18 protein-coding genes are annotated in these 16,342 nt (G+C 68.1%); 9 read left to right on the top strand and 9 right to left on the bottom strand.

From position 1 onward, the window contains the following. Window positions 1-73: 73 nt before the first annotated feature. From AB5T46_RS15565 to yhbY, 3 genes are all read right to left on the bottom strand, one after another. Window positions 74-2,101, bottom strand: coding sequence for an acyltransferase family protein (locus tag AB5T46_RS15565; protein WP_370564947.1), 2,028 nt, complete (start codon window positions 2,099-2,101; stop codon window positions 74-76). A gap of 14 nt (window positions 2,102-2,115) precedes the next feature. Continuing rightward, on the bottom strand, window positions 2,116-2,490 hold the full coding sequence (locus tag AB5T46_RS15570; protein ID WP_370564948.1) for an Mth938-like domain-containing protein: 375 nt from the start codon (window positions 2,488-2,490) through the stop codon (window positions 2,116-2,118). A gap of 126 nt (window positions 2,491-2,616) precedes the next feature. After that, window positions 2,617-2,922, bottom strand: coding sequence for a ribosome assembly RNA-binding protein YhbY (yhbY, locus tag AB5T46_RS15575; RefSeq protein ID WP_370564949.1), 306 nt, complete (start codon window positions 2,920-2,922; stop codon window positions 2,617-2,619). 79 nt (window positions 2,923-3,001) lie between these two features. Between yhbY and rlmE the strand changes: the two genes are divergently transcribed. The 5 genes from rlmE (at window position 3,002) to putP (ending at window position 8,514) form a co-directional block, all read left to right on the top strand. Further along, on the top strand, window positions 3,002-3,634 hold the full coding sequence (gene rlmE / locus AB5T46_RS15580; RefSeq protein WP_370564950.1) for a 23S rRNA (uridine(2552)-2'-O)-methyltransferase RlmE: 633 nt from the start codon (window positions 3,002-3,004) through the stop codon (window positions 3,632-3,634). A 30-nt stretch (window positions 3,635-3,664) separates the two neighbouring features. Next, a complete protein-coding gene (ftsH, locus tag AB5T46_RS15585; RefSeq protein ID WP_370564951.1) occupies window positions 3,665-5,593 on the top strand; it encodes an ATP-dependent zinc metalloprotease FtsH in 1,929 nt (642 codons plus the stop codon). A gap of 74 nt (window positions 5,594-5,667) precedes the next feature. Continuing rightward, on the top strand, window positions 5,668-5,823 hold the full coding sequence (locus AB5T46_RS15590) for a hypothetical protein (RefSeq protein WP_370564952.1): 156 nt from the start codon (window positions 5,668-5,670) through the stop codon (window positions 5,821-5,823). After that, entirely contained in the window at window positions 5,823-6,722 is a 900-nt protein-coding gene (gene folP / locus AB5T46_RS15595) for a dihydropteroate synthase (RefSeq protein ID WP_370564955.1), read from the top strand. Before AB5T46_RS15590 ends, folP begins: the two co-directional genes overlap by 1 nt. A 283-nt stretch (window positions 6,723-7,005) precedes the next feature. Further along, the gene (gene putP / locus AB5T46_RS15600; protein WP_370564956.1) at window positions 7,006-8,514 is read left to right on the top strand and encodes a sodium/proline symporter PutP; all 1,509 of its coding nucleotides are present in this window, start codon (window positions 7,006-7,008) and stop codon (window positions 8,512-8,514) included. Here the strand turns inward: putP and AB5T46_RS15605 are convergent, their stop codons facing one another. Continuing rightward, window positions 8,515-9,669: a phospholipase A gene (locus AB5T46_RS15605; RefSeq protein WP_370564957.1), complete on the bottom strand. Its 1,155-nt coding sequence runs from the start codon at window positions 9,667-9,669 to the stop codon at window positions 8,515-8,517. Window positions 9,670-9,679: 10 nt separating this feature from the next. Beyond that, complete coding sequence (locus tag AB5T46_RS15610; RefSeq protein ID WP_370564958.1) at window positions 9,680-10,180, bottom strand: DUF456 domain-containing protein; 501 nt, start codon at window positions 10,178-10,180, stop codon at window positions 9,680-9,682. A 258-nt stretch (window positions 10,181-10,438) separates the two neighbouring features. Between AB5T46_RS15610 and AB5T46_RS15615 the strand changes: the two genes are divergently transcribed. Continuing rightward, window positions 10,439-10,654 carry a cold-shock protein gene (locus AB5T46_RS15615; RefSeq protein ID WP_370564959.1) on the top strand — a complete coding sequence of 72 codons (216 nt, stop codon included), beginning with the start codon at window positions 10,439-10,441 and terminating at the stop codon, window positions 10,652-10,654. Window positions 10,655-10,725: 71 nt separating this feature from the next. Here the strand turns inward: AB5T46_RS15615 and AB5T46_RS15620 are convergent, their stop codons facing one another. Together AB5T46_RS15620 and AB5T46_RS15625 are read right to left on the bottom strand one after the other, a co-directional pair. Then, the gene (locus tag AB5T46_RS15620; protein WP_370564960.1) at window positions 10,726-11,199 is read right to left on the bottom strand and encodes a peptidoglycan-associated outer membrane lipoprotein precursor; all 474 of its coding nucleotides are present in this window, start codon (window positions 11,197-11,199) and stop codon (window positions 10,726-10,728) included. 199 nt (window positions 11,200-11,398) lie between these two features. Further along, window positions 11,399-11,851 carry a hypothetical protein gene (locus AB5T46_RS15625; RefSeq protein ID WP_370564961.1) on the bottom strand — a complete coding sequence of 151 codons (453 nt, stop codon included), beginning with the start codon at window positions 11,849-11,851 and terminating at the stop codon, window positions 11,399-11,401. A gap of 170 nt (window positions 11,852-12,021) precedes the next feature. On the opposite strand from AB5T46_RS15625, the gene AB5T46_RS15630 reads away from it, so the two are divergent. Next, a complete protein-coding gene (locus AB5T46_RS15630; RefSeq protein ID WP_370564962.1) occupies window positions 12,022-12,804 on the top strand; it encodes a tRNA threonylcarbamoyladenosine dehydratase in 783 nt (260 codons plus the stop codon). Between the two features lie 84 nt (window positions 12,805-12,888). On the opposite strand, the gene AB5T46_RS15635 is transcribed toward AB5T46_RS15630, so the two are convergent. Together AB5T46_RS15635 and AB5T46_RS15640 are read right to left on the bottom strand one after the other, a co-directional pair. After that, a complete protein-coding gene (locus AB5T46_RS15635) occupies window positions 12,889-13,668 on the bottom strand; it encodes a TatD family hydrolase (protein ID WP_370564963.1) in 780 nt (259 codons plus the stop codon). Between the two features lie 18 nt (window positions 13,669-13,686). Continuing rightward, window positions 13,687-13,923 carry a DUF6116 family protein gene (locus AB5T46_RS15640; protein ID WP_370564964.1) on the bottom strand — a complete coding sequence of 79 codons (237 nt, stop codon included), beginning with the start codon at window positions 13,921-13,923 and terminating at the stop codon, window positions 13,687-13,689. Between the two features lie 166 nt (window positions 13,924-14,089). Here AB5T46_RS15640 and AB5T46_RS15645 point away from each other — a divergent pair, with 166 nt between their 5' ends. Further along, window positions 14,090-14,878 (top strand): glycine zipper 2TM domain-containing protein, encoded by a 789-nt coding sequence (locus tag AB5T46_RS15645; RefSeq protein WP_370564965.1) that lies wholly within the window; start codon window positions 14,090-14,092, stop codon window positions 14,876-14,878. A gap of 299 nt (window positions 14,879-15,177) precedes the next feature. Continuing rightward, window positions 15,178-16,341 (top strand): acyl-CoA dehydrogenase family protein, encoded by a 1,164-nt coding sequence (locus AB5T46_RS15650; protein WP_370564966.1) that lies wholly within the window; start codon window positions 15,178-15,180, stop codon window positions 16,339-16,341. Window position 16,342: the final 1 nt, after the last annotated feature.

Here is a 16,342-nt window from a genome sequence, read left to right on the forward strand (position 1 = left end):
TCCGGCAAGTCACGCGGGCCCGACCCGCCGATTTCGCCCGCGGTCATCGCCCGTCGCGGCTGCGGCTGTCACGTCACGGCTTTGTCCGATGCGGTGGATTCGGGGCCGCTGATGCCGCGGCCGCGGCATCGACCCGCCGGAACGGAGCAGGTAGCGCCCATCCCGCCGCCACCAGCTTGCGGCCGATCAGCCACGACCCGTCCATGCTCAGGTGGGTCGTGTCGAAGTACACCGGCCGGCCGTCCAGGTAGGGGGAGCAGACCCCATCGCGACAGAGCGCGTCGTGGATGTCCAGGTAATGGACCCCCTCCCGGGTGTCGGTGAGCCGCTGCAGCCGCCGGTTCGCCTCGCCGACACCCCGGTCCGGACGCATGGCCAGCGAAACGCAGTCGACCACCTTCAGGCGCAGGTTTCTGGTTTCGCAGGCGCGATCGTAGGCGGGAAACGCGGGCGCCTGTCCGAGCAGGACCACCTGCTTGCCGCGCGCGAGCAGTTCGTCGATGGTGCGTTCCAGATCGGCGCCGAATCCGCGGTTGCGGAAGTGCACGGACCATTGCGCCGCCAGGACGACGGTGGCGTAGCCGTCGGCGGCTGCCTGCATCTGCTCGCGGAAGCGCGCGCAGCCTTCACGGAACTGGGGCATGCCGTACTCGGCGCCCTCGCTCCGGACCGGCGGGCAGGTCGAGTACGAGGCGTTGCGTACGCCGAGCCCCGCGTGTTCTGCGATCGTGCCGACGACGCCGATGTGATGAGCGGCATGGGAGTCGCCCCACAACAGCACCTGCGGCGTGCCGGCCTGCGGCGCACCATGCACGCAGGCAGGTCTGCGCAGCACCTCGGGGTCGTACTCGGACAGCTGGCAGTTGCCCTCGTACTCGTAGGCGGCCGCAGTGTGCACCCGCAAGGATTCACGCGTATTCCCGTAAACGGAGCCGTCGACGAATGCGGCGACATCGCGTGAATATCGAGCGGGGAGCCAGGACACGGGCACCAGCACCAGCACCGGCAGCAGGAACAGCAGCGCGAACTGCGCGCCCGCCGGCATGCGGCTGTGGCGTGCCGGGCGTTCGATGAGGTAGTGGCTGGCGACCGACAGCACCATGATCATGACGATCGCGGAAGCTCCGAGCGCCGGCGTGATCGAATTGTAGAAATAGCGCGTGAAGGCCAGCACCGGCCAGTGCCAGAGATAGAGCGAGTAGGAGATCAGCCCGATCCAGACCACCGGCGTCCAGCGCAGCGGCGCCATGACCGCGCACTGCCGCCGTCCACCGGCCAGGATCAGCAGCGCGGCGCCCAGGCACGGCCAGAACGCGGTCCAGCCGGGAAAGCGCGTATCGCCGCCCAGCAGGGCGTATGAAGCGAGGATGAGCCCCAGCCCGGCCGCTGCGAGCGCCTCGTCACCGATGCCGCCCTTGCCTGTGGACCGCCGTGCCTTTGGAAGCAGGGCGAGCAGCGCCCCGAGCCCCAGTTCGCCTGCGCGGGCGGGCAGCATGTAGTAGGCGAAAGCGGGGTCGCTGATGCTTTTCAGGTGGGCGTAATGGAATGACCACAGGATCAGCGGCACCAGCAGCACCGCGACCGTTCGCTGGCCAAGGCGCCGCAGGCCCAGCAACAGCAGCGCGGGCCAGACCAGATAGAACTGTTCCTCGACCCCCAGCGACCACAGGTGCAGCAGCGGGACCTGACGGCTGTCCGGCGCGAAGTATCCGCTGTCGAGCGAGAGCCAGAAATAGACGTTCGGCACCGACAGCACGCTCCACAGCGCGGATCTGCCCAGGGGCCGGAGGTCTTCCGCCTGCAGCAGGAAAACGCCGGCGGCCAGGGTCGCCAGCGTGACTGCGAAGTAGGCGGGCGCGATGCGCCGGATGCGCCGCAGATAGAAGCCGGAGAAGGAAAATCTCCGTTCCCGAATCTGCCTGGCGAGGATGGAGGTGATCAGGAAGCCCGAGATCACGAAGAAAACGTCCACCCCGGCGAACCCGCCAGGCAGCAGGCGCGGATCGATATGGAAGAGCAGCACGCCGAGCACCGCCAGCGCGCGCATGCCGTCGATGTCGCGGCGGTATCCGGAGGCGTCTGCGAATGCCCGGCCATCCATGGCGCCGTGCCTGTTCATCTAGTCAGGACGAAACCGGCCACCACCCGTCGTCCCTCGCCGGCGAGCACCTGATAGGTTCGCGCGGCGGCGGCGTTGGTCATGCTCTCCAGCCCGATCCCCCGCGACAGGCACGCGGCCATCACCTCGGCCGGCGGGAAGGCCTGCCTGTCGCCGGTGCCGAGCACCACGACCTCGGGCGACAAGGCCAGCAGCGGCTCCAGGTCGGCCGGATCCATCGCCGTCACGTCCTGTACCGGCCAGTCCTCGACCAGCGCATCGGGGGCGATCACGAAGCTCGCGCGCAGTTGCCGTTCGTTCACCAGCGCCGAGGCCGCGTCGGCGCCGCGGAGAAAATAGTCGAAGTCGGGTCTTTCGAGGTTGAACTGCATGGCTGGAGCCGGGATTGGGGACTCGGGAAAAGGCTGAAGCGCCGCCGTCGGAGCGCAAGTGCAAGCCGGGGTGACGAGCATCGGCTTTTCCCGATTCCCGATTCTCGAATCCCGACTCCCCGCTCTTCAAGCCCTCGGCAGCACGATCTGGCGCCTGTCCTTCGACGGCCGGTAGAGCACCGCGACATTGCCGATCCGCTGCACCAGCGCGGCGCCGCTGCGCCCGGCGAGATCGGCCACCAGCGCGTCGCGCTCGTCGCGGTCGCCGGCGGCCACCCGTACCTTGATCAGTTCATGATGCTCGAGGGCATTGTCGACCTCGGCGACCACCGCGTCGGTGAGTCCCTTGCCGCCGATCTGCAGGATCGGCTTGAGCCCATGGGCCTGACCGCGAAGGAAACGGGACTGGGAGGCGGTCAGGCAGGTACTCATGCGGCGCGAAGGATCGGATGGATGTTGCAGAGTATCATGACGCCCGGAAATCCCTGATTTGCCGGCACTTCACGAACCCATGGCATCGCGCAGCAAGAGCAGCCAGCGCTGGCTGAAGGAGCACTTCTCCGATCCCTTCGTCAAGCGGGCGCAGGCGGAGGGGATGCGCTCGCGTGCCGCCTACAAGCTGGAGGAGCTGCTCGCCCGCGACCGCCTGCTGAAGCCCGGCATGACCGTGGTCGACCTCGGCGCGGCCCCCGGCGGCTGGTCGCAGTGGGTGCGGCAGGCGCTCGGCGAGCGCGGGCGGGTGGTGGCGCTGGACATCCTGGAGATGCCGCCCCTGGCCGGGGTGGAGTTTCTTCATGGCGACTTCAGGGAAGGTGCGGTCTTATCTCAACTTGAGACGACGCTGGGCGGCACGCCCGTCGACCTTGTGTTGTCGGACATGGCCCCCAACAAGAGTGGCATGGACGCGGTGGATCAGCCGCGGGTGATGCATCTGGCCGAACTGGCGATGGATTTCGCCGATCACCACCTGCGGCCGGGCGGCGCCTTCCTGATCAAGTTGTTCCAGGGCGTCGGGTTCGACGACTACGTCCGGGAACTGCGCCGCCGCTACGACAAGGTGTCGATCCGCAAGCCGTCGGCGTCGCGCCAGCGTTCGCCGGAAGTCTATGCCCTGGCCCAGGGTAAACGTGTACAGATGAAGTAGCATGGCGCCGAAGCGCTCGAGAAGGAATCCATGAACGACCTGGTCAAGAATTTGATGCTCTGGGTGATCGTCGCCGTCGTGCTGATGGTGGTGTTCCAGAGCTTCAGTCCGCGCGCCGCCGGCAGTCAGGAGGTGGTGTACTCGCAGTTCATGGAGGAGGTGCGCAACGACCAGATCAAGAAGGTCGACATCGCCGAGGACGAGAAGACCCTCACGTTCGAGCGCAAGGACGGGGCCAAGGGTACCGTGATCGCGCCGCGCCGCGACGAGCGCATGGTCGACGACCTGATCAACCACGACGTCGAGATCAAGCAGGCGCCGCCGGCCAGCGGGCCGTCGTTCGTCTACATCCTGATTAACTTCCTGCCGGTCCTGCTGATCATCGGCTTCTTCTTCTTCATGATGCGGCAGATGCAGCAGGGCGGCGGCAAGGGCGCCATGTCCTTCGGACGCTCGCGCGCGAAGCTGCTCAACGAGGACCAGACCAAGGTCACCTTCGCCGACGTCGCCGGCTGCGACGAGGCCAAGGAGGAGGTCGAGGAACTGGTCGAGTTCCTGCGCGATCCGTCCAAGTTCCAGAAGCTCGGCGGCAAGATCCCGCGCGGCATCCTGATGGTCGGCCAGCCCGGAACGGGCAAGACGCTGCTGGCCAAGGCCATTGCTGGCGAGGCCAAGGTGCCGTTCTTCTCGATTTCCGGTTCCGACTTCGTCGAGATGTTCGTCGGCGTCGGCGCCAGCCGCGTGCGCGACATGTTCGAGCAGGCCAAGAAGCATGCGCCGTGCATCATCTTCATCGACGAGATCGACGCCGTCGGCCGCCACCGCGGCGCCGGCCTGGGCGGCGGCCACGACGAGCGCGAGCAGACCCTGAACCAGTTGCTGGTCGAGATGGACGGTTTCGAGGGCGGCGAGGGCGTGATCGTGGTCGCGGCGACCAACCGCCCCGACGTGCTCGATCCGGCGCTGCTGCGCCCGGGTCGTTTCGACCGCCAGGTCGTGGTCGGCCTGCCCGACGTCAAGGGCCGCGAGCAGATCCTCAAGGTGCACATGCGCAAGGTGCCGCTGGACGACGACGTGAAGCCGATGGTCGTCGCGCGCGGCACGCCGGGCTTCTCCGGCGCCGACCTGGCCAACCTGGTCAACGAGGCGGCGTTGTTCGCGGCGCGCGAGAACGCCAAGGGCGTGCGCATGGAGCACTTCGACAAGGCGCGCGACAAGATCATGATGGGCGCCGAGCGCCGATCGATGGCGATGAGCGAGCAGGAGAAGACGCTCACCGCCTATCACGAGGCCGGCCATGCCATCGTCGGCCGCCTGGTGCCCGAGCACGACCCGGTCTACAAGGTCACGATCATTCCGCGCGGCCGCGCGCTGGGCGTGACCATGTACCTGCCCGAGGGCGACAAGTACAGCTTCAACCGCACCGCGATCGAGTCGCAGCTGTGCTCGCTGTACGGCGGCCGCGTCGCCGAGGAGCTGATCTTCGGCGAGGACAAGGTCACCACCGGCGCCTCCAACGACATCGAGCGCGCCACCAAGATGGCGCGCAACATGGTCACCAAATGGGGCCTGTCCGGCGAAATGGGGCCGATCGCCTACAGCGAGGACGAGGACGAGGTGTTCCTCGGCCGTTCGGTCACCCAGCACAAGTCGGTCTCCGACGACACTGCGCGCAAGATCGACGAGGTGGTGCGCAGCATCCTCGACAAGGCCTACGGCCGCACCACCAAGATCCTGACCGACAACCTCGACAAGCTGCACACCATGGCCAAGCTGCTGCTCGAGTACGAGACCATCGACGTGCCGCAGATCGACGCCGTCATGGAAGGCCGGGAGCCGCCGCCGCCGATCGGTTGGAACAGACCTGGCAACGGCGGGCCCGGCGATGACAAGGGCGGCGGCGACAAGGGCGACAGCCGGCCGCTGCCGCCGATCGGCGGCCCGGCGGAGCAGACTTAGGCGCGGCGTTCGGGTTGCGGCGCAATCGCGAAAAGGCCAGAGTCCGCTCTGGCCTTTTCGCTTTCGGAGGAACGATGGCCGATCCCCGGAAACCGAAGGATGTCCTGGCGTGGATGCCGCTCGGGCTTGCGATCGACGATGCCGCCGTCGACATCGGCCTGGGCATGGGGCTGGGGATCGCCTTCGGCATCGCCATCCGGATCTACCGCAACGGCAGGAACAAAGACTGATGTTCGACACCGTTCCGCAGCTCGATTGCGCCGGCCGCGTGCTCAAGCTCGACCGCCCGCGGGTGATGGGCATCGTCAACGTGACGCCCGATTCGTTCTCGGAGGGCGGCGCGCATTTCGATCCGCAAGCCGCGATCGCACACGGCCTCGAACTCGCGGAACAAGGCGCGGACATCCTCGACATCGGCGGCGAGTCCACCCGGCCCGGCGCCGAGGCGGTGCCGCTGGAGGAGGAATTGCGACGCACGATCCCGGTGATCGAACGGCTGGCGAAGGAGGTGTCGCTGCCGATCAGCATCGATACCTCCAAGCCGGAGGTGATGCGTGCCGCGGTCGACGCCGGCGCCGGCATGATCAACGACGTCTATGCGCTGCGTCGCGAGGGCGCACTCGATGCCGCCGCTGCGCTCGGCGTGCCGGTGGTGCTGATGCACATGCTCGGCGAGCCGCGCTCGATGCAGGAGGCGCCGCAGTACGATGACGTCGTCGGCGAGGTGCACCGGTTCCTCGCCGAGCGCATCTTTGCCGCCGAGATGGCGGGGATGGAGAAGCGGCGCCTCGTCGTCGATCCCGGGTTCGGCTTCGGCAAGACAAGCGAGCACAACCTCATGCTGCTCGCGCAGCTGCGGCGTTTCACGGAACTCGGCGTGCCTGTAATGGCCGGGTTGTCGCGCAAGCGCACCATCGGCGAGCTCATCGGCCGCGAGATCGCGGCCGAACGCGTCCACGGTTCGGTCGCCGCGCACCTGATCGCCGCGCAGCACGGTGCCGGCATCGTGCGCGCGCACGACGTGGCGGCCACGGTGGACGCGCTCAAGGTCTGGACCGCGGTCGCCGCCGTGCCGCTGCCGCGCACAGTCCCCGCCGCGTCCAGCGTCCGCTGGCCCGACGACGCCTGAACCACGATGCGCGCCGCCCACGGGCATGCGTTCGGGCGATCCATCGAAATACCCCCAGGTGGCCGCCGGCCGGTCAGCGCCAGGCCGCTGGTCATGACTTCGCCATGACGGCCACGCCCCGCACCACGTCGCGCTCATCGGCACTTGTCCACAGTTTGACCCGCGGGCTTGTCCACAGCCGCTGTGGGTAACCGGGGCTGAAGTGTGCCGGCAGGTGCGTTAGGCTGGTCGTTTGGCGCCGTCGCCATGGCTGCGCCTCGTCATCTTCGGAGATTGTCTGCCTATGATGGTTGCCAGCACGCCCCTTATCGTCATGTTCTCGGTCTATCTCGCCGCAATGGTGCTGATCGGCTTCGTCGCCTGGCGCTCGACCAAGAACTTCGACGACTACATCCTCGGCGGGCGCAGCCTCGGCCCCGGAGTGACCGCGCTGTCCGCCGGCGCCTCCGACATGAGCGGCTGGCTGCTGATGGGGCTGCCCGGGGCGATGTACCTGGGCGGCGTGTCGGAGGCCTGGATCGCGATCGGACTGGTCGCGGGCGCCTGGCTCAACTGGAAGTACGTGGCCGGTCCGTTGCGCGTCTACACCGAGCGCACCGACAACGCGCTGACCCTGCCGGACTTCTTCACCAGCCGCTTCCGCGACAGCAGCCGCACCCTGCGCGTGTTCTCGGCGCTGGTGATCCTGGTGTTCTTCGCCGTCTACTGCGCATCCGGCGTAGTGGCCGGCGCGCGCCTGTTCGAGAGCGTGTTCGGAATGCCCTATGCGCAGGCGATCTGGTGGGGTGCCGCGGTCACGATCCTGTACACCTTGGTCGGTGGCTTTCTTGCCGTCAGCTGGACCGATACCGCGCAGGGCACCCTGATGTTCTTCGCGCTATTGCTGACGCCAGTGATCGTGCTGATGCACGTCGGCGGATTCGAGACCAGCGTCGACATGATCCGGGAACTGGATCCCTCGCGCCTCGACTGGTTCCGCGGCGAACTCGGGTGGATCGGCGTCATCTCGCTGATCGCGTGGGGGCTGGGCTATTTCGGGCAGCCGCACATCCTGGCGCGCTTCATGGCCGCGCACGGCGTGGCCACGATTCCGGTGGCGCGCCGCATCGGCATGGGCTGGATGGTGCTGTGCCTGGCCGGCTCGCTCACCGTGGGTTTCCTGGGCATTGCCTACTACGCCGCCAATCCGGACGTCGCCGGTCCGGTGCAGGCCAATTCCGAGCGCGTGTTCATCAGCCTGGTGGAACAGCTGTTCAACCCGTGGGTGGCGGGCATCGTCCTGTCGGCGGTCCTGGCGGCGGTGATGAGCACGCTGTCGAGCCAGCTGCTGGTGTGCTCGAGCGTGCTCTCAGAGGACTTCTACCGCGGTTTCCTGCGCAAGCAGGCCAGCCAACGCGAACTGGTCTGGGCCGGTCGCGCCAGCGTGCTGCTGACCGCGCTGGTGGCGCTGTGGCTGGCGCGCGATCCGGACAGCCGCGTGCTCGGGCTGGTCTCGTACGCCTGGGCCGGTTTCGGTGCGGCCTTCGGGCCGGTCGTGCTGCTGGCGTTGTTCTGGCAGCGGATGACCCGCAACGGCGCGCTGGCGGGGATGATCGTCGGCGCCGTGACGGTGATCGCGTGGAAGCAGATCGCGATCGGCCGTTTCGACATGGCGCTGTACGAGATCGTGCCGGGCTTCATCGCCGCGACCGTCGCCATCGTGGTGGTCAGCCTGCTCGATCGCGAGCCGCCGCAGGAGATCCAGGCCACCCACGAGCAGGTGCGCCACTCGCTGCGCGAAACCGGGTATTGATTAGAACCACTCCTGCAGCGAGATGCCCAGGCCGATGTAGGTCGCGCGGTGGTTGTAGTCGATCATGCTCTCGCCGTAGCCGTCGAAGACCTGCAGGTGGCCGCGGAAGGCGCGATGGATCGGGAAGCCCCAGTCGAACTGCAACGCGCCGTGCGAGCGGTCGCCGCCGCGCAGCGAATGCCGCGCCATCAGCGAGAACTGGTGACCGCCGCGCACGTGCACCAGGGTCAGGTCGCCGCGGCCCATGTAGTCCTCCATGTCCGGGTTGTCGTCGTCGCTGCCATCGGAGATGCGCACCCACGGGCGCAGCATCAGCGCCCAGTTCTCGCGGTCGAAGCCGACGTTGAACATCACCCGGTTCCAGCTGCGCGACAGCGGATCCCCGCGGCCGTTGGACTGGTGGTTGATGCCGACCGCGGCCATCCGGCCCCTCCATCCGCCCGGCAGGCTGTAGCCGTTGCGAAATACCAGCAGCACTTCGGGTTCGTAGTTGGTCTCGCGGAACGGGCGCGACTGTTCGGCGTTGTAGACCTGCCAGCGCGAGCTCTGGGTATAGCCCATCCACAGGTCGCCGTTGTCGCCGAACAGGTTCTCCAGCGCCTTGGTCTTGAAGCTGAGCTGGAACTTGGCCTCCAAGCTGTCGAGCGATTCCGGTTCGGTGACGGTATTGCGCGGATTGGGCGATGACGGCAGCGGATTGGTCTTGCTGGTCCAGAACGCGGGCAGCAGGTAGACCGGCTTGTAGGCACGGAAGTTGAACAGGCCGAGCTTGGAATCGCGGGCCAGCTCCCAGCGGGTATCGAGCAGCGAGCCCTTGCCGACGTTGGCGATGGCGGCCTCGAGCGGGTCGTTGGGATCGTGCACGAACATCCCGTCGATCCTGCGGCGTGCGCGTTCGCCTGCGCCCGCGGCGTCGGCCCCGGTCTCGGTCTCGGCCTCTCGCGCCAGACGGGCGCTGGCCGCGGCGGCGTCGGCCTCGGCGGGACCGAGGGCGCTTCGGCCCATGGCCTCGTCGTAGCAGGCGAGCCTGGTGGCATCGGTGCCGATCGCGGCACAGGCTTCCAGTGCGGCCTGCCGATCCTCGGCGGCCTGCGCGCACGGTGCGAGCAGGGCGAACGCGATCACTGCGGCCGGGCGGTTGACGTTGCGGATCATGGTGGACTCCTTAGTTGAGCCAGGCCAGCGCGAAGATACCGATCATCGCGAAGGCCAGCATCAGCTTCAGTGCCACGGCCGCCACGATACCCATCCAGGTGCCGGCGCCGACCCGCGTGGCGTGGCCGACGCCGCCGGGATCGAGCCGGCGCCCGTGCAGCAGTTCGCCGGCCACCGCGCCCACGAACGGTCCGACGAACACGCCGACGATGCCGAAGAACAATCCGGCGAAGGTGCCGACCACCGCACCCACCAGTGCCTTGCGGCTGGCGCCGACGCGCTTGGCACCCATCGCCGTGGCCCAGAAGTCCACCAGCAGCGACAGCAGGGTCAGGACGCCGAGCATTACCAGCGTCATCACGCCGATCTGCTCGAAGCCGCCGGCCCATGCCGCCACCAGCATGCCGACGAATACCAGCGGCAGGCCGGGCAGCGCCGGCAGCACGGTGCCGAGAATGCCGACCAACACCAGGATCAGGGCGACCGCGTACCAGATCGATTGCGTTTCCATGGGTTCTCCATGCGTCTTCGGGCGGCCGCGACTGCGGCTGGAATGGCCCTGGGCACGCGATTGCATTTTGGCAAATGCCGGGGTAATTTGCTCGCGCTGTGTTTGTCAAGGTCACCCGAAACGTGACCTGGTGCAGTCGATCCGCGTTTTACAGCCTCACCGATCCGCTACATCGAAGTTCCCGCTTCCTCCTTGCAACCAGCCGCCGGAAACGGTGTCAGTCGATCCAAACAGACCAGTCAGCAGCTCCAGGGAGTGATGCACATGGCAGAACGCGAGATCGGTACCGTGAAGTGGTTCAACGACGCCAAGGGATTCGGCTTCATCAGCCGCGAAAGCGGCGAGGATGTCTTCGTGCATTTCCGCGCGATCCAGATGCAGGGCTTCAAGAGCCTGAAGGAAGGCCAGAAGGTCAGCTTCGTGGTCGTGCAGGGCCAGAAAGGCCTGCAGGCCGACGAGGTGGAAGCCGCCTGAGCGGTTCCGGCGGCATCGGCGGTGCACGAAAAAACCCGGCCGCGAGGCCGGTTTTTTTCGTGCGGCCCGGTTCAGCGGGCCCAGGCGCGACCGTCCTGCACCCTGACGTAGGAGCCTTCGCGGATGCCGCCCAGGTCCGCCTGGGACAGCACCACGGTGCGGCCGTCTTCCATGCGCACGTGCACGTTGTGGACACCGCTGCCCTCGGTGCGGTTCTGGATCGCGTTGCCGGCGACCGCGCCGGCAATCGCGCCGCCGGCGGTGGCGACGTTGCGGCGGCCTTCGCTGTCGGTGTTGCGGCGTGCGAGCTCCTTGCCGGCCACCGCGCCGACGATGCCGCCGAGCAGCGGGCCGGCGACGTTGGGCTTGCCGTCGGAGGTACGCTCGATGCGGGTCACGGTGCCGCAGTCGTAGCACGACGACGGCGTGCCATAGCCCGGCGAGGAAGTGCTGCCGTAACCCGGGCCGTAGCCAGGGGATGAGGCGCAACCGGCAAGGGCCAATGCCGCTGCGATCATGGTCGTGCCGATCAGACGGGTCTTCATCGCATCTCTCCGGAATGGGAATGTCGGGACAGGGAGCTGCGCGCCATCCGGCATCGCAGGCTCCACGTCGCCGAGCGTAGGAGCGCAATCGTGAACGCGCCGAGAATTGCCACGAAGGCGTGCCGGTTACGGGCCGGACGCATGTAACCGTCGTTCATCGGCTGGTGGATGTCCGCGACCCAGCCGCGGGCCAAGCCGTTCAACCTCGGAAATCGCGATGACAAGCGCTGCAGGAGTCGCCGATTTCCTTGGCCGTGACGCCGAGACCCGCGCAGTGCAGCGGCGGCGATGCCAGCGCTGAATCAAGCGTCGCACGCAGATGGCTGGCGTGTTGGGCGAAGCGCTTGTCGTCCCGCAGCTTCGGGAATGCGGGTTCGAGGTCGTCGCTCATCGTGCGCAGCGCGCGCAGGTGCGGCAGCAGGTCGGTGGCGCCGCAGCGGTTTTCCTCGACCCGGCTGCGCAACTGTCCCAGATGCCATTGCTGCACCTGCATCACGCTATCGGGAAAACGGTCGGCGCGCGCCTGGATCGCACGTACGATCATCACCGTCGCGACCACGCCGGCCACCAGCCCCAGCAGGAACAGGAACAGGTAACGGCCGACGGCGGATGGCTTGCGGCCGGTGTTGCTGTCATCGGGCGAGGTCGACATGGCGGGCTCCGTGCGTCTGGATGCTGGCGTGCGACGAAACATAGCACGCCACTGCGGGCGTGCTTCCGGGCAGCCGCATCGCGGCCACGGGTCGATCGGGCCGGGGAAGAGAGTCCCGGGTGCGGCGTCGCATCCGGGACCGGACACGGCCGTCGACCTACACTGTGGACATGGATACGCACTGGACCGATCGTTTTTCCGGCATCGACCGGCTCTACGGCAGCGGTGCGCTGGCGCGCCTGGCGCGGGCGCATGTCGCGGTGGTCGGGCTGGGCGGGGTCGGCTCGTGGGCGGTGGAATCGCTGGCGCGCAGCGGCGTCGGACGGTTGACGCTGATCGACGCCGACGACCTGTGCCTGTCCAACACCAACCGCCAGCTGCCGGCGCTGCAGGGGCAGTACGGGCGCGGCAAGGCCGAGGCGATGGCCGAGCGCTGCCTGGCGATCAATCCGCACATCGCGGTCGAGCCGGTGGCGGCGTTCCTGACGCCGTCCAATCTGGATGCATTGCTCGACCGCGGCTACGACCTGGTGCTCGACGCTTGCGACAGCTTCCGCAGCAAGGTCGAGGCCATCGCCTGGTGCCGTCGTCGCAAGCAGCCGGTGATCACGGTCGGCTCGGCCGGCGGCCGGGTCGACCCGACGCTGGTGCGCGTGCGCGACCTGTCGCGCACCGAGCACGACGCGATGTTGGCGCTGGTGCGCAAGAAGCTGCGCGGCGAATTCAACTTCCCCAAGGGGCCGAAGCGCTACTTCGGCGTGCCGGCGGTGTACTCGCTGGAGAACGTGCGCTATCCGCAGGTCGACGGCAGCGTCTGCGGCCTGCGGCCGAAGCTGGGCGCCGACGCGGCGCTCAAGCTCGATTGCGGGGCCGGCCTGGGCGCCGCGACCCACGTCACCGGCGCTTTCGCCTTCGCCGCCGCGGGCAAGGCACTGGAGATGCTGCTGCGTTGAAGCGAGAAACGAGAAGCGAGAAACGAGTGAGGAGGAGTGAGAACGAGAGAAGGTGGACCGCTCCCTCTCGTTTCTCACTCCTCTTCACTCACTCCTGCCTTCCAGGCCGAACAGCCGTTCCGCATTCGCGGTGGTCGCGGCGGCAATCGCGTCCGGCGACTCGCCGCGCAGCTCCGCCACCGTATCCAGGACATGCCGCAAGCGCGCGGGCTCGTTGCGCCGGCCGCGGATCTCCGCGTCCGGCTGGTCCGGGGCGTCGGTCTCGAGCAGCAGGTGCTCGAGCGACATGGCGGTGACGATCCGGCGCAGCCGTTTCGCGCGTTCGTAGGTCAGCGGGCCGCCGAGGCCGATCATGAAATCCAGTTCCCACAGCTGCCGCGCCTGCTGCTGGCTGCCGGCAAAGCTGTGCACCACGCCGCGCAGCTCGCCGATGCTGCGGATCGCCGCGATCACCGCGTCCACCGCGCGTCGCGCGTGCACGATCACTGGCAGCCCGAAGTCCCGGGCCAGTCGCAGCTGGCCTTCGAAATAATCCTGCTGCGCATCGCGGTCCAGCCCGTCGACGTAGTAGTCCAGCCCGCATTCGCCCACCGCCACCGGGCGTTCGCGCTCGATCCAGCCGCGCAGTTCGTCGAGGTGGCCGGGCCGGTGCCGGTCCAGGAACATCGGGTGCAGGCCATAGGCGGGATGCAGGCCGCTCGTGCCGGCGCAGATCCCGCGCAGCTTCGGCCAGCCGGCGGCGTCGGTGGCCGGCACCACCTGCCGCGTGACGCCCGCCGCACGAGCGCGGCCGAGCACCGCGTCGCGGTCGGGGTCGAACTCGCCGGCGTCGAGATGGCAATGGCTGTCGACGAGCGTGTGCATGACGGCCGGCGTGCGTGCTCAGCGGCGGCGGCTGGATTCACCCTCGATCGGTTCGCGTTCGTCGCCGGCGCCCTTGCGGCGCTTCCAGTTGGCCAGCAACAACGTGCCGAGGCCGAGCAGCAACTCGTCGACCAGGGGCACCGGATCGGGGAGCAGCACGCTGAGGGCGAACAGCACCGCCGTCAGCCCGAACAGGCGCGGATAGCTGAGGCGGCCGAACCAGCGCAACAGTGGGGCGAGCAGGAAGGGGCGCATGCGTGGAGTCCGCGATGGATCGATACCGGGCACGCTATCATGCGCCCGGTACCGGTAGTGTTCATGGCGGCGTCAGGTTCGCCCGCTGTTGGCGGCCCTCCGTTCAGGGTGGGAATGTTGAAATTCCGTTGACGAAATTGGGGACTCTCCCCTGAGGAGCGCGACTATGAAGAACAACACTCTGGCAATCGCACTGGCGTCCCTGCTGGTCGGCGGCGTGGCCGTGGCCGCGTTCCAGAACAACAGCCGTGACGCCGCGCCCGAGGGCGACGACGCGCTGACCCAGGAGCTGGTGGACGACGGTGCCATTCCGGCCGCAGGCAGCCTGGAATACGCCGACGTGCTCGAGGTCGAGCCCGTCACCGAGAAACAGGACCTGTACGCCACCGTGATCGGCAGCGAGCCGGTCAGCGAGACCACGACCAGCAGCTCGCCGCGCCAGGTGTGCGAGGACGTGGTGGTGCAGGAGCGCCTGCCGGAGCGCGACGGCAACGTCGGCGGCACCGTGGCCGGCGCCGTGATCGGCGGGCTGGTCGGCAACCAGGTGGGCGGCGGCAACGGCCGCAAGCTCGCCACGGTGGCCGGTGCGGTCGGCGGCGGATTCGCGGGCCGCGAGGTCGACCGGCGCCATGTCGGCGGCCAGGTGGTCGAGCGCGTGGACCGGCAGTGCCGCACCGTGCAGGACACCTCGCAGTCCTCGCGCGTGATCGCCTACAACGTGACCTACCGCAATCCGGACGGCAGCACCGGCACCATGCGCACCGGCAGCAAGCCGGGCGAGCGCATCAAGCTCGGCACCGAGGACGTGCCGGTGGCCTACGACGTGACCTACAGCTACGACGGCCGCGAGCGCACCGTGCGCATGGAGCAGAAGCCGGGCGAGCGCCTGCCGGTGCTCGACGGCCAGGTCGTGACCCAGACCGCCGCGCTTGAAGGCGATACCGACCGCCAGTAAACGGCGCGAAGCCGACGCGGTCCACAGCGACAAGGCGTGACCCGAAGGGGCCGGAGCGATCCGGCCCCTTCTTGTTGCACGACCGGGCGCAGCTTTCCTTCTCTTGTGGGAGTGGCGGCGGCATGCCGCCGCCGGGAAGTCGCGACGGGTGGGTCTGAACGCAGCCGGCTTTCGTCGCGCCAACAAACGCCGGTCCCCTGCGAACAAGGCGCTTCGCAGGGGACGCCAAGGCGCGCTGCGCTCGTTCGGTCGCGCCCGGCTGGCTACAATGCCGGTTTCCCGACGACGCCCGCGCTGCCATGGCCCTGCATCCCTACGATCTCTACGACGTCCGTTCCCTGCTCAGCGAGGAGGAGCGCGCGGTGCAGGACAGCGTGGCGCGCCTGGTCGACGAGCGCGTGCTGCCGATCATCGGCGACTGCTTCGACCAGGGGCGGTTTCCCGCGGAACTGATCCCGGAACTCGCCGGGCTGGGCCTGCTGGGGGCGACGCTGCCGGAGGAATACGGCTGCGCCGGGCTCAACTCGGTCAGCTACGGCCTGATCTGCCAAGAGCTGGAGCGCGGCGATTCCGGCATCCGCAGCTTCGCCAGCGTGCAGTCGTCGCTGTGCATGTATCCGATCTTCGCCTACGGCAGCGAGGAGCAGCGCAAGCGCTGGCTGCCGGACATGGCGGCCGGCAAGGTGATCGGCTGTTTCGGCCTGACCGAGCCGCACGGCGGCTCCGACCCGGCCAACATGAAGACCCACGCCAGGCGCGACGGCGACGACTGGATCCTCAACGGCTCGAAGATGTGGATCACCAACGGCAACCTGGCCGACATCGCCATCGTCTGGGCGCGGAGCGACGACGGCATCCAGGGTTTCGTGGTGGAGAAGGACTTCGCCGGCTACAGCGCCCAGGAGATCAAGCACAAGATGAGCCTGCGCGCCTCGGTGACCAGCGCGCTGTACTTCGACAACGTGCGCGTGCCCGATGGCAACCGGCTGCCGAACGTGAAGGGTCTGAAGGGCCCGCTCGGCTGCCTGACGCAGGCCCGCTACGGCATCACCTGGGGCCCGATCGGCGCCGCCGTCGCCTGCCTGGACGAGGCGCTGAACTATTCCAAGGAACGCATCCTGTTCGAGCGGCCGGTGGCGGCCACCCAGAGCGCGCAGATCAAGATGGCCGACTGGGCGCGGCGGATCACCTCGGCGCAGCTGCTGTCGCTGCAGCTCGGCCGCCTGAAGGACGCCGGCAAGATGCAGCCGACACAGGTCTCGCTGGCCAAGTGGAACAATTGCCGCATGGCGATCGACATCGCCCGCGAGGCACGCGACCTGCTCGGCGGCGCCGGCATCACCACCGAGCACTGCCCGATCCGGCACGCGCTCAACATGGAGTCGGTGATCACCTACGAGGGCACAGAGACCGTGCACCAGCTGGTGGTCGGCCGCGAGCTGACCGGCATCAGCGCGTTCTGAG

Source organism: Luteimonas salinilitoris, from assembly GCF_041300785.1.
GTDB classification, from domain to species: domain Bacteria; phylum Pseudomonadota; class Gammaproteobacteria; order Xanthomonadales; family Xanthomonadaceae; genus Luteimonas; species Luteimonas salinilitoris.

Coding starts and splice junctions, on each gene's coding strand:
- AB5T46_RS15565 (WP_370564947.1), bottom strand. CDS start 2,101: ATGGATGGCCGGGCATTCGCAGACGCCTCCGGATACCGCCGCGACATC.
- AB5T46_RS15570 (WP_370564948.1), bottom strand. CDS start 2,490: ATGCAGTTCAACCTCGAAAGACCCGACTTCGACTATTTTCTCCGCGGC.
- yhbY (WP_370564949.1), bottom strand. CDS start 2,922: ATGAGTACCTGCCTGACCGCCTCCCAGTCCCGTTTCCTTCGCGGTCAG.
- rlmE (WP_370564950.1), top strand. CDS start 3,002: ATGGCATCGCGCAGCAAGAGCAGCCAGCGCTGGCTGAAGGAGCACTTC.
- ftsH (WP_370564951.1), top strand. CDS start 3,665: ATGAACGACCTGGTCAAGAATTTGATGCTCTGGGTGATCGTCGCCGTC.
- AB5T46_RS15590 (WP_370564952.1), top strand. CDS start 5,668: ATGGCCGATCCCCGGAAACCGAAGGATGTCCTGGCGTGGATGCCGCTC.
- folP (WP_370564955.1), top strand. CDS start 5,823: ATGTTCGACACCGTTCCGCAGCTCGATTGCGCCGGCCGCGTGCTCAAG.
- putP (WP_370564956.1), top strand. CDS start 7,006: ATGATGGTTGCCAGCACGCCCCTTATCGTCATGTTCTCGGTCTATCTC.
- AB5T46_RS15605 (WP_370564957.1), bottom strand. CDS start 9,669: ATGATCCGCAACGTCAACCGCCCGGCCGCAGTGATCGCGTTCGCCCTG.
- AB5T46_RS15610 (WP_370564958.1), bottom strand. CDS start 10,180: ATGGAAACGCAATCGATCTGGTACGCGGTCGCCCTGATCCTGGTGTTG.
- AB5T46_RS15615 (WP_370564959.1), top strand. CDS start 10,439: ATGCACATGGCAGAACGCGAGATCGGTACCGTGAAGTGGTTCAACGAC.
- AB5T46_RS15620 (WP_370564960.1), bottom strand. CDS start 11,199: ATGAAGACCCGTCTGATCGGCACGACCATGATCGCAGCGGCATTGGCC.
- AB5T46_RS15625 (WP_370564961.1), bottom strand. CDS start 11,851: ATGTCGACCTCGCCCGATGACAGCAACACCGGCCGCAAGCCATCCGCC.
- AB5T46_RS15630 (WP_370564962.1), top strand. CDS start 12,022: ATGGATACGCACTGGACCGATCGTTTTTCCGGCATCGACCGGCTCTAC.
- AB5T46_RS15635 (WP_370564963.1), bottom strand. CDS start 13,668: ATGCACACGCTCGTCGACAGCCATTGCCATCTCGACGCCGGCGAGTTC.
- AB5T46_RS15640 (WP_370564964.1), bottom strand. CDS start 13,923: ATGCGCCCCTTCCTGCTCGCCCCACTGTTGCGCTGGTTCGGCCGCCTC.
- AB5T46_RS15645 (WP_370564965.1), top strand. CDS start 14,090: ATGAAGAACAACACTCTGGCAATCGCACTGGCGTCCCTGCTGGTCGGC.
- AB5T46_RS15650 (WP_370564966.1), top strand. CDS start 15,178: ATGGCCCTGCATCCCTACGATCTCTACGACGTCCGTTCCCTGCTCAGC.